Origin of the sequence: Pseudomonas jessenii, assembly GCF_002236115.1 — a bacterium.
Lineage (GTDB): Bacteria > Pseudomonadota > Gammaproteobacteria > Pseudomonadales > Pseudomonadaceae > Aquipseudomonas > Aquipseudomonas jessenii.
Genome location: NZ_NIWT01000002.1, coordinates 43,204 through 56,882, shown reverse-complemented (window position 1 = coordinate 56,882; position 13,679 = coordinate 43,204). Strand labels below are relative to the sequence as shown.

12 protein-coding genes are annotated in these 13,679 nt (G+C 58.3%); 6 read left to right on the top strand and 6 right to left on the bottom strand.

Annotated features, from left to right (window positions below; translation table 11 throughout):
* Nucleotides 1-16 precede the first annotated feature (16 nt).
* The 4 genes from PSJE_RS04835 to PSJE_RS04820 all read right to left on the bottom strand — a co-directional run bounded on the left by PSJE_RS04835 (nucleotide 17) and on the right by PSJE_RS04820 (nucleotide 3,976).
* A complete protein-coding gene (locus tag PSJE_RS04835; protein ID WP_090453732.1) occupies nucleotides 17-1,489 on the bottom strand; it encodes a S41 family peptidase in 1,473 nt (490 codons plus the stop codon).
* A 124-nt stretch (nucleotides 1,490-1,613) separates the two neighbouring features.
* On the bottom strand, nucleotides 1,614-2,480 hold the full coding sequence (locus PSJE_RS04830; protein ID WP_090453730.1) for a carboxylate/amino acid/amine transporter: 867 nt from the start codon (nucleotides 2,478-2,480) through the stop codon (nucleotides 1,614-1,616).
* Nucleotides 2,481-2,825: 345 nt separating this feature from the next.
* Nucleotides 2,826-3,425 carry an FMN-dependent NADH-azoreductase gene (locus tag PSJE_RS04825; protein ID WP_046043697.1) on the bottom strand — a complete coding sequence of 200 codons (600 nt, stop codon included), beginning with the start codon at nucleotides 3,423-3,425 and terminating at the stop codon, nucleotides 2,826-2,828.
* A gap of 236 nt (nucleotides 3,426-3,661) precedes the next feature.
* Nucleotides 3,662-3,976, bottom strand: coding sequence for a hypothetical protein (locus tag PSJE_RS04820; protein WP_057715974.1), 315 nt, complete (start codon nucleotides 3,974-3,976; stop codon nucleotides 3,662-3,664).
* Nucleotides 3,977-4,025: 49 nt separating this feature from the next.
* Between PSJE_RS04820 and PSJE_RS04815 the strand changes: the two genes are divergently transcribed.
* The 5 genes from PSJE_RS04815 to aqpZ all read left to right on the top strand — a co-directional run bounded on the left by PSJE_RS04815 (nucleotide 4,026) and on the right by aqpZ (nucleotide 9,171).
* Nucleotides 4,026-4,949, top strand: a complete 924-nt coding sequence (locus tag PSJE_RS04815; RefSeq protein ID WP_057715975.1) for a PA3225 family LysR-type transcriptional regulator — start codon at nucleotides 4,026-4,028, stop codon at nucleotides 4,947-4,949.
* A gap of 14 nt (nucleotides 4,950-4,963) precedes the next feature.
* Nucleotides 4,964-5,767, top strand: a complete 804-nt coding sequence (locus PSJE_RS04810) for an alpha/beta fold hydrolase (RefSeq protein ID WP_090453728.1) — start codon at nucleotides 4,964-4,966, stop codon at nucleotides 5,765-5,767.
* A gap of 3 nt (nucleotides 5,768-5,770) precedes the next feature.
* A complete protein-coding gene (locus PSJE_RS04805; RefSeq protein WP_090453726.1) occupies nucleotides 5,771-6,334 on the top strand; it encodes a peptidylprolyl isomerase in 564 nt (187 codons plus the stop codon).
* A gap of 94 nt (nucleotides 6,335-6,428) precedes the next feature.
* Nucleotides 6,429-8,261 carry an ABC transporter ATP-binding protein gene (locus tag PSJE_RS04800; RefSeq protein ID WP_057715978.1) on the top strand — a complete coding sequence of 611 codons (1,833 nt, stop codon included), beginning with the start codon at nucleotides 6,429-6,431 and terminating at the stop codon, nucleotides 8,259-8,261.
* Nucleotides 8,262-8,472: 211 nt separating this feature from the next.
* Complete coding sequence (aqpZ, locus tag PSJE_RS04795; protein ID WP_090453724.1) at nucleotides 8,473-9,171, top strand: aquaporin Z; 699 nt, start codon at nucleotides 8,473-8,475, stop codon at nucleotides 9,169-9,171.
* Nucleotides 9,172-9,182: 11 nt separating this feature from the next.
* On the opposite strand, the gene PSJE_RS04790 is transcribed toward aqpZ, so the two are convergent.
* Nucleotides 9,183-10,307 carry a GNAT family N-acetyltransferase gene (locus PSJE_RS04790; RefSeq protein ID WP_090457770.1) on the bottom strand — a complete coding sequence of 375 codons (1,125 nt, stop codon included), beginning with the start codon at nucleotides 10,305-10,307 and terminating at the stop codon, nucleotides 9,183-9,185.
* 281 nt (nucleotides 10,308-10,588) lie between these two features.
* Here PSJE_RS04790 and PSJE_RS04785 point away from each other — a divergent pair, with 281 nt between their 5' ends.
* Entirely contained in the window at nucleotides 10,589-11,920 is a 1,332-nt protein-coding gene (locus PSJE_RS04785; RefSeq protein WP_057715980.1) for a putative porin, read from the top strand.
* 307 nt (nucleotides 11,921-12,227) lie between these two features.
* Here PSJE_RS04785 and PSJE_RS04780 read toward each other — a convergent pair whose 3' ends face one another.
* A complete protein-coding gene (locus PSJE_RS04780; protein WP_057715981.1) occupies nucleotides 12,228-13,349 on the bottom strand; it encodes a beta-ketoacyl-ACP synthase III in 1,122 nt (373 codons plus the stop codon).
* Between the last annotated feature and the right edge of the window lie 330 nt (nucleotides 13,350-13,679).

Here is a 13,679-nt window from a genome sequence, read left to right as displayed (position 1 = left end):
AATGGCGCCGTTCCGATCAAAAATGATCAAGCACCCATTCTTGAACTGCAGGTGTATCGTTTATATCGCCATTAAAAACAAATGGCGGATCATAACTTTGATTGTTTCCTCGAGCTCGGCCTCTCCATACCTTTAACGGCAGCCAGAACTGAGCACCACTCGGCAGTGTTTGAGAGCCTATGTCGATATAAAGTGTATCGCCGCTCGTTGGTAAACCTAAATGGACAACCCCCGGAACTGCAAGAACAACGTCCGCAAAGTCTAGACAGGCACTCGCGCAAAAAGAGTCAGTAACCAGTGCAAGCTTGCCTTTAAAACCTTGGGTATTGGATCCTCTCGCGCCTTCTTGAAGGACCGAGGATTCGTTCGGCTGTCGTAACCAGTCTTTCTTCTCGTGAAGCGCGAACTCCATCGACCCGGTCAGACCAAGAACAAACTTGTAAGCTTCGCTGTCTTTTCCATAATCACTCCCCATGGTAGTTAGAGCATTATTGAGCGTTGAGAGTGCAAAGGGAGAAACACGCCACATCGCATACGCACGAGATGGCTCACTCAGGTTTTTTACCCTTTGCGAGCCTAACAGCGCAGAAAGTATTTCAGCACCAACCAAGCTATTACCGCCGCGATTACCTCTTGTATCAAGCACAACCAGCTTGGCATCGTTAATACGCTTGATGGCCTCGAGCATTTTATCCAGGGAAGCATTCTCGGCTGCTGACGGCATGAAATTCGATACATGTATCCAATATCGCCCTTCTCCCAAACTCTGGAGCGATTGAGGTGGTTGGGGTTGGCGCAGGAAAGTCTTCAGCTGCCCGGAATCCTCTTGCCACAGCAACGCAAAGCTTTGTCTTTCCCCATTTGGAAGAGCAACCAGACAGTTTTTTGACAAATCTCTCGCCAGTACGGGATAACTGGCATCATCGACAGTTAACTGCTGAGCCAAATGCAACCATGTGGACTGTAGATCAAGCCTGCGATCAATATATGGAGATATTTCACTCTCTATTTTTTCTCGGACCGATTTGTTATCACACGATATAACCTCGGAGCCTATCGGCGGCAGCGGCACAGGCCAATTTTCAGCGACGCGCCTTACAAAAAAACTCTGACCTCGCCTATCCAGAATAAAACCTGCCCAGGACGAACTTCCTTTATCCGGTTGACTCAGCCCTACGTGCCCGTCCTTAAAGCCTGCGATGTAGAAATTAAGCACAGCCAGGGAGTCTTTCCTTGAGTTGACGCGTCTGGACAGCTGACTGGCATCCACATAACCCCGTTCAACCCAGCCTGAAAAAGACTCATTTTCACGGTCTATAGCGCCCGGATGAGAAGTAACTACCAGTTGTCGAATGACAGAAAGATCATTAACAGTAATCGCTCTCCAGTCTTTTGCATGCACCTCATCAGCCAACACAAAAGATGGTAAATCAATAAGCAAAAGAAGCATTAAACATAAACGATTCAAGAGAAATACATTACACGTCATTTAAATAACCAGACAAATTATGCTCAGATAGAGGTCATCCGAGCATTGCGCACCAGTATGCCAACGCTCGCTGCTCACCGAATGCGAGCAGCTCTTCGTCAAAAATCGCAGCCTGCGGCAACGCCTACACGAAGCTGGTTGCGCGCCGTATACCCAACCGACTGATCCACACCGCCAGCAAAATCACGGAACCACCGAGCAACAACCGCCCCAGTTCTTCGTGCTGGTTCCAGATCAGCAGGTTGATCAGCAACCCCACCGGCACATGCAGGTTGTTCATCACCGCCAGGGTACCGCCGTTGACCAGGCACGCACCTTTGTTCCACCAGTAGAGTCCCAAAGCGGTCGAGACCAGGCCGAGGAACAGCAGCACGCCCCATTGCAACGGCGCTTCGGGCAGGAAGTTCTGTTTGCCGAACAACAGAAACGCCGGCAATGCCACCGCCAGTGCGCCGAGGTAGAAGAAGCCGAAACGCCGGTAATGCGGCAGATCGCTCGGGTGGCGCGCGACCAGATGTTTATAGAGCACCTGCCCGGCGGCGTAGGTAAAGTTGGCCAGTTGCAGCAACATGAACCCCATGAAGAAGTCCGGGTTGATCCGGTCAAGGCGAATCACCGCAGCCCCCGCCACCGCCACCAGCGCCGCGACCAGGGCCCAGGGGTTGAAGCGACGATTGAGCGCATCTTCAATCAGGGTCACGTGCAGCGGCGTGAGGATGGTGAACAGCAACACTTCCGGCACCGTCAGTACGCGAAAGCTCAGGTACAGGCAGACGTAGGTCACGCCGAACTGCAACGCGCCGATCAATAGCATGCCACGCATGAATGCCGGCTCTACCGAGCGCCAGCGGGTCAGCGGGATGAACACCAGCCCTGCCAGTAGCACGCGTACCAGCACGGCGAAGTAACTGTCGACATGACCGGCCAGGTATTCGCCGATCAAACTGAAGGAAAACGCCTGGATCAGCGTGACAAAAAGTAGATAGCCCATGCTCGCCTCATTTCGAATGGCGGCGACGATAGCGGGTTTTGCTGCTGATCGCGAACACCCAAATAATACAAATTCCTTGTGGGAGCGAGCTTGCTCGCGATAGCGGTGGATCATTCAACATCATTGTCGACTGACACTCCGTCATCGCGAGCAAGCTCGCTCCCACAGGGTTTTGTCGGTGTTGGTTAAATCGCAGGCAAAAAAAAAGCCCGATCTCGCTAAAGCGTTCAATCGGGCCAGGGCACTCAGGAGCAACAAGTGCGAAGGGAGGTTCGATGCGCGTACAGGCTTGAAGGGTTGCGCCAGGTCACTAAACCATCCAGCGATTATCTGGCGATTAACCGGTCAGGCCACTTGCGAAAGCTTGGCGTTCGCCTGGTTCAGGCCTTTCTCCTGGAAGTCACCGCCCAGGTTCATGCCTTCGGCGTGGATGAACGTCACGTCGTGGATGCCGATGAAACCCATGACCTGACGCAGGTACGGTTCCTGGTGATCGGCGGTGCTGCCGGCATAGATGCCGCCGCGAGCCGTCAACACATACGCACGCTTGCCGCTGAGCAGGCCTTGGGGACCGGTTTCGGTGTACTTGAAGGTCACGCCGGCACGCAGTACATGGTCGAGCCAGGCTTTCAGGGTGCTGGGGATCGCAAAGTTGTACATGGGCGCGGCCATGACCAGTACATCGGCGGCAAGCAATTCGTCGGTCAACTGGTTGGAACGTTCCAGGGATGCCTGTTCGATGTCGCTGCGCTGTTCGGCGGGTTTCATCCAGCCACCCAGCAGGTTGATGTCCAGGTGCGGCACCGGCTTGACGGCCAGGTCCCGGACGGTGATCTGGTCATTCGGGTGAGCGGCTTTCCACTGGCTGATGAACGTCTGGGTCAGTTGGCGGGAAACCGAGTCTTGCTGACGGGCACTGCTTTCGATGATCAGAACGCGGGACATGGGATGTAGCCTCCATCTGAGAATGCTGTAGGTCGATGGAGTGAAGGTTAAACAGAGTCATATCGATGAAAAAGCGCAAATAACTGCTATAACCCATCAATAAATTCGTTTATAAGCTCAGCATGCACTACCCCCTGTAGGAGCGAGCTTGCTCGCGAGGCGTCATGTCATTCAATTTTTCTGTTGCCTGACACACCGCTATCGCGAGCAAGCTCGCTCCCACAGGGGGATTGATTTCATTTCGGAGTGCAGGTCAGTTCGATGCGCAGCTTGATGATGCTGCGGGTGAACTTGGCGGTGGCATTTTTGTGCTTGCCGGCCGGTACGTCGATCTTGCGGGTACGCGGGGCTTCCGGGCCATTGATGAAAACAACCTTGCAGCTGGCATCGACGTCGCCGTAGTTGGCCACCTGGATGGATCCGATGTCGTTATCCGTGTCGTAGGTCTGGTAATCGATCTTCATGCCGTTGAGGTCTTTTTTCACATCGATCGGGTAAGCCATCGCCGTCAGCGGCAGCAGCGCCAGCAGCACACAACAGAATTTTTTCATTCAGCAGCCTCCAATTAGGGCTGCCAGCTTAGGACAAGAGGAGTTCAACATGAAAGCGCCCCGCGTGACCCTCGATCAATGGCGAACGCTGCAAGCCGTGGTCGATCACGGTGGTTTCGCCCAGGCCGCCGAGGCGCTGCATCGCTCGCAATCGTCAGTCAGCTACACCGTGGCCCGCATGCAGGATCAACTCGGCGTGCCGTTGCTGCGTATCGACGGACGCAAAGCCGTGCTGACCGAAGCCGGCGGGGTGCTGTTGCGCCGTTCCCGGCAACTGGTGAAACAGGCCAGTCAACTCGAAGACCTGGCCCATCACATGGAGCAGGGCTGGGAAGCCGAAGTGCGCCTGGTGGTCGATGCCGCTTACCCAAGCGCCCGCCTCGTCCGCGCCTTGACCGCGTTCATGCCGCAAAGCCGTGGCTGCCGGGTGCGCCTGCGCGAGGAAGTGCTGTCTGGCGTGGAGGAAGTCCTGCTCGAAGGCGTGGCCGACCTGGCCATCACGGGTTTCAGTATTCCCGGTTACCTGGGCGCGGAGTTGAGCGATGTCGAGTTCGTTGCGGTTGCCCATCCGGAGCATCCCCTGCACCGCCTCAACCGCGAACTGAGCTTCCAGGACCTGGAAAGCCAGATGCAAGTGGTGATCCGCGACTCGGGCCGCCAGCAACCACGGGACGTCGGCTGGCTCGGTGCCGAACAGCGCTGGACCGTCGGCAGCCTGGCCACCGCCGCGACCTTCGTCGGCAGCGGCCTGGGTTTTGCCTGGCTGCCCAGGCACATGATCGAACGGGAACTCAAGGAAGGTACGCTCAAGCTGCTACCGTTGGATCAGGGCGGCAGCCGTAACCCGAGCTTTTACCTGTATTCGAACAAGGACAAACCGCTGGGGCCGGCCACGCAGATTCTCATCGAACTGCTGCGTACGTTTGACACCGCACCACTGGACGCACCGTTCGCCGCCCCCGAACAAGCCTGACACGGAGTGTATGCATGGCCTATTTCGAACACGAAGGTTGTAACCTGCACTATGAGGAATATGGTCACGGCACTCCGCTGCTGCTGGTCCACGGCCTCGGCTCCAGCACCCTGGACTGGGAAAAACAGATCCCGGCACTTGCTACCCGCTACCGGGTGATCGTCCCGGATGTGCGTGGTCATGGCCGTTCGGACAAGCCCCAAGAGCGCTACAGCATCGCCGGATTCAGCGCTGACCTGATTGCACTGATCGAACACCTCAATCTCGGTCCGGCACACTATGTCGGCCTGTCCATGGGCGGCATGATCGGCTTCCAGCTGGGCGTGGATCAGCCGCAACTGCTCAAGAGCCTGTGCATCGTCAACAGCGCGCCCGAGGTCAAGCTGCGCAGCCGCGATGACTACTGGCAGTGGTTCAAGCGCTGGAGCCTGATGCACGCACTCAGCCTGCGCACCATTGGCAAGGCACTGGGCGGCAAGCTGTTCCCCAAACCCGAGCAGGCCGATTTGCGACAAAAAATGGCCGAACGCTGGGCAAAAAACGACAAACATGCTTATCTCGCCAGCTTCAATGCCATTGTCGGCTGGGGAGTCCAGGAACGACTTTCGAAGGTCACCTGTCCAACCCTCATCGTCAGCGCCGACCGTGACTACACACCGGTGGCGCTGAAGGAAAACTACGTAAAACTGCTGCCCGACGCGCGGCTGGTGGTGATCGCCGATTCACGCCACGCCACGCCGCTGGACCAGCCGGAACACTTCAACCAGACGCTGCTGGAGTTTCTGACCGCAGTCGACACCACCACTCAGGATCACTGACCCATGCTGAAAAAAATCGCCCTCGCCGCAGGCACCGTCCTGTTTGCCGCCAACCTGATGGCCGCGACGCCGGAAAAGGCACCGCATGTGCTGCTGGACACCACCAACGGCCAGATCGAAATCGAACTGGACCCGGTCAAGGCCCCGATCAGTACCAAGAACTTCCTTGCGTACGTCGACAGTGGCTTCTACAACAACACGATTTTCCACCGGGTGATCCCGGGGTTCATGGCCCAGGGCGGTGGTTTCACCTCCTCGATGCAGCAGAAACCGACCAAGGACCCGATCAAGAACGAAGCCAGCAACGGCCTGCATAACGTGCGTGGCACGCTGTCGATGGCACGCACCTCCGATCCTGACTCGGCCACCAGCCAGTTCTTCATCAACGTCAAGGACAACGATTTCCTTGATCCGGGCCGCGACGCCGGCTACGCCGTGTTCGCCAAAGTGGTCAAGGGCATGGACGTGGTCGATATCATCGTCAACACGCCTACCACCAGCAAAAACGGTATGCGCGACGTGCCGGCCGATCCGGTGTTCATCAAGTCAGCCAAGCGCATCGACTGAGACTAAGCTGGACAAGGATGTCCGAGCCGTTGCCGGTGTTTGCCGGCAACGCTCAAAACGTTAAAAGGAGAGCCCGCTCGCGGGCGAACAACCAATGCTTTATCGCCGTTTTGAAAAACTGATCGATGTTTTCCGCGAAGCACCGACGGCGTCTCCGCCGGACCGGGTTTTCCCTTTCTACACTTATTACCTCAAGCAGGTCTGGCCGAGCTTCGCCGCCCTGCTGATCGTCGGCCTGATTGGTGCGTTGATCGAGGTGGCGTTGTTCAGCTACCTGAGCCGTATCATCGACCTGGCCCAAGGCACGCCGAACATCAATCTGTTCCAGGATCACGCCCTCGAACTGACCTGGATGGTGGTGGTTGCGCTGGTGCTGCGCCCCATATTCGTGGGCCTGCATGACCTGCTGGTACACCAGACCCTGAGCCCCAGCATGACCAGCATGATCCGCTGGCAGAACCACAGCTACGTGCTCAAGCAGAGCCTGAATTTCTTCCAGAACGACTTCGCCGGGCGCATCGCCCAACGCATCATGCAAACCGGCAACTCACTGCGCGATTCCGCCGTGCAGGCCGTGGATGCGTTGTGGCATGTGCTGATCTACGCCATCAGTTCCCTGGTGCTGTTCGCCGAAGCCGACTGGCGCCTGATGATCCCGCTGCTGACCTGGATCTTCGCCTTCATCGGCGCCCTCTGTTACTTCGTGCCACGGGTCAAGGATCGCTCGGTGGTGGCGTCCGATGCGCGCTCCAAACTCATGGGGCGGATTGTCGACGGCTACACCAACATCACCACCCTGAAATTGTTCGCCCACACCAACTTCGAGCAGCAATACGCCCGCGAAGCGATCAAGGAACAGACCGAAAAGGCGCAACTGGCTGGCCGTGTCGTCACCAGCATGGACGTGGTCATCACCAGCATGAACGGCTTGCTGATCGTCTGCACCACCGGCCTGGCCCTGTGGTTGTGGACGCAGTCGTTGATCAGCGTCGGGGCGATTGCCCTGGCCACCGGCCTGGTGATCCGCATCGTCAACATGTCCGGCTGGATCATGTGGGTGGTGACCGGCATTTTCGAAAACATCGGCATGGTGCAGGACGGTCTGCAGACCATCTCGCAACCGGTCAGCGTCACCGACCGCGACCAGGCCAAACCCCTGGCGGTGGCCCGCGGCGAAGTACGCTTCGAACAGGTGGATTTCCACTATGGCAAGCAGAGCGGGATCATCGGCGACCTCAACCTGAGCATCAAGGCTGGCGAGAAAATCGGCCTGATCGGCCCTTCCGGCGCCGGCAAGTCAACCCTGGTGAACCTGCTGCTGCGCCTGTACGACGTCGAAGGCGGACGCATCCTGATCGACGGCCAGAACATCGCCGACGTCAGCCAGGAAAGCCTGCGCGAACGCATCGGCATGATTACCCAGGACACCTCGCTGCTGCACCGCTCGATCCGTGACAACCTGCTGTATGGCAAACCCGACGCCACCGACGCCCAACTTTGGGAAGCGGTGCACAAGGCCCGGGCTGACGGTTTCATTCCTTCGTTGTCGGACGCTGAAGGCCGTACCGGTTTCGATGCCCACGTCGGTGAGCGCGGGGTGAAACTCTCCGGCGGCCAGCGCCAGCGCATTGCCATCGCCCGGGTACTGCTCAAGGACGCGCCGATCCTGATCATGGATGAGGCCACGTCGGCACTGGACTCGGAAGTCGAAGCGGCGATCCAGGAAAGCCTCGAGACCCTGATGCAGGGCAAAACCGTGATCGCCATCGCTCACCGGCTCTCGACCATCGCCCGGATGGACCGGCTGGTGGTGCTGGAAAACGGCAAGATCGCCGAAACCGGAACCCACGCCGAGCTGCTCGCCCATGGCGGTTTGTATGCGCGGTTGTGGCAACACCAGACCGGTGGGTTTGTCGGGATCGATTGATCCATTGGATCAACACACCAATCCCTGTGGGAGCGCCATACCGAAGATCGAAATAACCGCCAGGGCCCGCCAACAACGGGCCCTGGCGGTTTTTTGTGCCTGCTGGAATTCTGAAAAAACCGTGCTGTACTGACTTCAACGTTCTGGAGATGGTTCTGCAGTCCATCGGCTGGATGCTCAAGGCAGCATAATCTCGAAAGGGCACTCTCCTATGTCTCTGTTAAAACGTTCGGCGACTGAGTTGGTAGGTACGTTCTGGCTGGTGTTGGGTGGTTGCGGCAGCGCAGTGTTGGCGGCGGCTTTTCCGGAGGTGGGGATCGGTCTGCTCGGGGTGTCCTTCGCGTTTGGCCTGACAGTGCTGACCATGGCTTTTGCCATTGGCCATATTTCCGGCTGTCATCTCAATCCCGCGGTATCCCTCGGCCTGGTGGTGGGTGGGCGGTTTCCGGCCAAGGAATTGCCGGCCTACATCATTGCCCAGGTCATTGGCGGTGTGATTGCCGCCGCGCTGCTGTACTTCATTGCCAGCGGCAAACCCGGCTTCGAACTGGCGGGAGGCCTGGCGTCCAACGGCTACGGCGAACACTCGCCTGGCGGCTATTCGATGGCGGCAGGGTTTGTCTGTGAACTGGTGATGACCGCGATGTTCATCCTGATCATCCTCGGCGCCACCGACAAACGTGCACCGGCAGGACTGGCACCCATTGCCATCGGCCTGGGGCTGACGCTGATCCACCTGATCTCGATCCCGGTCACCAACACTTCAGTCAACCCGGCGCGCAGCACCGGCCCGGCGCTGATCGTCGGCGGCTGGGCGATTCAACAACTGTGGATGTTCTGGGTCGCGCCGCTACTGGGTGCAGTGGTCGGTGGCGTGCTGTATCGCTGGCTGGGCAAGGAAGAAAGCTGACACGCTGAAGTTCAGCCTTGTCGATAAGGCAAGGCTGACTTCGCATCCTCCGCATAAGCCAGCACCCCCAACCGCTCCTGCTCCAGGAAGTCTTTCACCGCAGCTTTCAATCCCGAATGCCGCAAGTAGTGCCAGGAATGCGTAATGACTGGCTCGAATCCGCGAATCAGTTTGTGCTCGCCCTGGGCTCCGGCATCGAAACGCTGGAAACCGTTGGCAATGGCATAGTCCATGCCCTGGTAGAAACAGGTCTCGAAATGCAGGCGGTCGAACTCTGCCAGGCATCCCCAGTAACGGCCATAAAAGCTGTCGCCCCCCACCAGACTGAACGCCATCGCCACCGGCCTTGAATCCTGTTTGGCCAGTACCACGCGAATCGACTCCGGCATGCGCTCGGCCAGCAGGCTGAAAAACTCCCGCGTCAGGTACGGCGCTTGCCGGCGCACCGCGTACGTATTGGCGTAGCAGGCATAGACGAAATCCCATTGCGCCTGGCTCAGTTCCCGCCCCTCCAGCCATTCGAATTCGAAGCCCTGGCCGGCCACCTGCTCGCGCTCCTTGCGCATCTGTTTGCGCTTGCGCGAACTGAGCACGTCGAGGAAGTCCTGGAAATCCCGGTAGCCGCGATTCTGCCAGTGGTATTGACAGCCAACGCGCTGCAGCCAGCCCGGTTGCTCGCTCAGTGCCGCGTCGGTGAACGGATCGGTGAAATTGATGTGGGCACTGGAGAGCCCTTCAAGCTCCAGGTAGCCCGGCAGGCTTTTCAACAACTCGAAGCCGTCATCGACCGTGGCCGCCAACAACCGCGGCCCGGTGACCGGACTGAACGGCACCGCGCCCAACAGCTTGGGGTAGTAGTCGATGCCGGCACGTTCACAGGCATCGGCCCAGGCGTGATCGAACACGTACTCGCCATAGGAATGCCACTTGCGATAACCGGGCAGCGCGGCGATCAGTCGATCCCCTTCGACGTGCAATAAATGCTCGGGCTGCCAGCCGGTATGGGGTCCGACGCTGCCGCTGTCTTCCAGTGCGCTCAAAAAGGCGTGACGCAGAAAAGGCTGAGTCTCGGGCACCAGTGCGTCCCACGTCTGCGGGGCGATTTCTGACAGTTTTTGCAGGCGTTGCAACGGCATCACCATCCTCACTCTTCATGGCGTGAAAGCCCCGCGAGTATCGCCTATCGCTCTGCAATGCACACGGGCAAAACGACGACAGCGCTCTAACTCAATAGTTCACGGCAGCTTTGTATCGTCATCGACATGACATCACATTGCCACCGCCCTGTAATAAACCATCGCGATACTGGCGCCTGTTTTTAGAGCGCCGGGTTATACCCGGCCACTGTTTTCCGCCCCCTTATGGTCGGTTGTGTCCCGGATGGCTCTGTCATCCCCTCTCATCTTCGGAGATTGATATGCGTCTTGCTTCCACGAAAACTGCGGCGGCCTTGTGCGGTGGCCTGTTGCTGGCCATGAGTGTTCCGGCCAGTGCCGCAGTCGACGCCAAACTGCTCGACATGCTCAAGGCTAACGGCTCGATCACCAGCGCGCAGTACAGCGAACTGCAAGCCGAGCTGGCCAGGGATCAGAAAGAACAGCAGATCGCCCGTCAGGCTCAGCAAGAGACCAACGAGCAAATTGCGGCCACCGCGAAGAAAACCGACACACTGAGCGCTTTCGACCAGAAACTGGCCTGGGCTGCCAAGACCCAGTTCAAGGGCGACGTGCGCTTCCGTCAGGAAACCGTCCACAACGATGGCGTATCCAACAACAAAGACCAGGACCGTCAGCGCATTCGTGCCCGCCTGGGTGCCTACACCGAAATCAACCCGCAAGTCGACACCGGTATCCGTATCGCCACCGGCAACAACGACGACGCTCGATCCACCAACCAGAGCCTGGACAACTACTTCGACAAGAAGCAGATCTGGCTGGACCAGGGTTACGTCGACTACCACCCGGACGCGATCAAGAACCTGCACCTGGTTGGCGGCAAGATGCCGCAACAATGGGTGAGCATGGGCGACATCATCTGGGATAGCGACATCAGCCCGGAAGGTCTGGCCGTTACCTACAAGTACCCGCTGAGCGGCAGCACCGAGCTGTTCGGTAGCGCCGGTCACTACACCCTCAAGGACAACGTCGACGGTGAAGGCGTGCAGTTCAAACACGACCTGCGCCTGTATGCCGGCCAGTTGGGTGGTCGCTTCGCCATCACCGACAGCATGAAAATGACCTTGGGCGGCAGTCTCTACGCCTACGACAACGATGACAGCAGCGCCTGCCCTACCAGCGGCACCGTCACCACGCCGTGCGCATTGGCCGTCAACGGCAACAGCCCGGGCGAACAGTTCAAACTGTACGAAGGCTTTGGCCAGCTGGACTTCTCCAACCTGCCAGTACCGCTGTCGCTGTACGGTCAGTACGTCAACAACGCCGATGCCAGCAACGACCAGGACACTGGCTGGTTGGCCGGTGTCAAGACCAAGCTCTACGGCTTCGGCGTGGACTACAACTACCGCGACGTACAGCGTAACGCTGTGGTGGGCGCCTTCACCGACTCCGACTTCGCCAACGGCTTCACCGGTTCGCGAGGAAGCAAGCTGAAAGTGAGCTACGAACTGGACAAGAACTTCACCCTGGGCGCGACCTACTACATGGCGACCTCGGACCAGACCAACGCCAACATCAAGAAAACCGATTCGGACATCAACACCCTGCAACTGGATGCCGAAGCCAAGTTCTGATTCACCCCGCTACACGACTCGGGCAAGGAAGCCCGGGACGCTTTTACAGCCTGTCGTTGTTATCTCGGTCCCCATCATCCTCCGATATAACAACGCCAGGCTGTTTTCATATCCCCGCCTGCACATATTCATTGTGGCGAGGGGGCTTGCCCCCGTTGGATCGCGAAGCGATCCCAAACCCGGACACTGCAATTAGACAGACATACCGTATCAGCCTGTTCTACGTCGACTTCGTCGCCGAACGGGGGCAAGCCCCCTCGCCACAAAAGCCCTGCCAAAAAAATCGCAGCTGCGACAGTTAAAAAACTCAGCGCTTGCGCAGCAACACGCTACCAATCGAATAACCGGCACCGAACGAGCTGAGCACGGCCAGCGAACCTGCAGCCAGATCGTCCTGGTTCTTGTGGAACGCAATCACGGAACCGGCGGAACTGGTGTTGGCGTAGGTGTCGAGAATCACCGGCGCTTCCTGTTCGGTGGCATCGCGACCCAGCAGTTTCTTGACGATCAGGTGGTTCATGCTGAGGTTGGCCTGATGCAGCCAGAAGCGCTTCACGTCGCTGACGTTGAGCTGGTTCTCCTGCAGATGCTCACCGATCAGCTCGGCAACCAACGGGCAGACTTCCTTGAATACCTTGCGGCCTTCCTGCACGAACAGTTTGTCCTTGGCACCGATGCCCTCTTCCGCCGCGCGGTTGAGGAAGCCGAAGTTGTTGCGGATGTTGTTGGAGAACTTGGTCAGCAGCTTGGTGCTGACGATGTCGAACTGGTACTTGGACGTCGCCAGGTCAGCACGCTCGATGATCACCGCGGTGGCAGCGTCACCGAAGATGAAGTGGCTGTCGCGGTCACGGAAGTTCAGGTGACCGGTGCAGACCTCCGGGTTGACCATCAGGACCGCCCGGGCCTGGCCCAGCTGCACGCTGTTGGCGGCGGTCTGGATACCGAAGGTCGCCGAGGAGCACGCCACGTTCATGTCGAAACCGAAACCCTGGATGCCCAACGCTTCCTGGACTTCGATGGCAATGGCTGGATAGGCGCGCTGCAGGTTGGAACAGGCGACGATCACGCCGTCGATGTCCGCGGCGGTCTTGCCGGCGCGCTGCAAGGCTTGTTCGGCCGCGCCGATGGCCATCTGGCACAGCACCGACCACTCGTCGTTGGAGCGCTCCGGCAGGCGTGGGGCCATGCGCTGCGGGTCGAGGATGCCATCCTTGTCCATGACAAAGCGGCTTTTGATGCCCGAGGCCTTTTCGATGAACGCGGCGCTGGATTCGGTCAATGCCTCCACTTCACCGCGCGCAATGGCATCGGCGTTGTCGGCGTTGAATTGCGCGACGTAAGTATTGAAAGACTGCACCAGCTCTTCGTTGGAAATGCTATTGGCCGGGGTGTACAGGCCGGTGCCGCTGATGACGACGTTATGCATGGTCGTGTCTCTAATCTGTTCAGGCAGAAAGCATTGGCACCGTCGTACCAATACACAAAGGGTCTATTCCCATCCGGGGGACGCAAACCTGGCATCGCTTTATTCCGACCTGCCCGAGACCGTGAAGGCTCAAAACCGCGGGGCCGGCGTTTATAGGCGCGAAGTTTGCCATAAACCGTGGGTTTTGGCCCCTTTTTGCTGGACAACCCACCTGTTATAGACACCACAGCAACCTGTGGGAGCGAGCTTGCTCGCGATGGGGCCATCAAATTCAACATCTATGCTGCATGACAGGCCGCTATCGCGAGCAAGCTCGCTCCCACAGGGGTT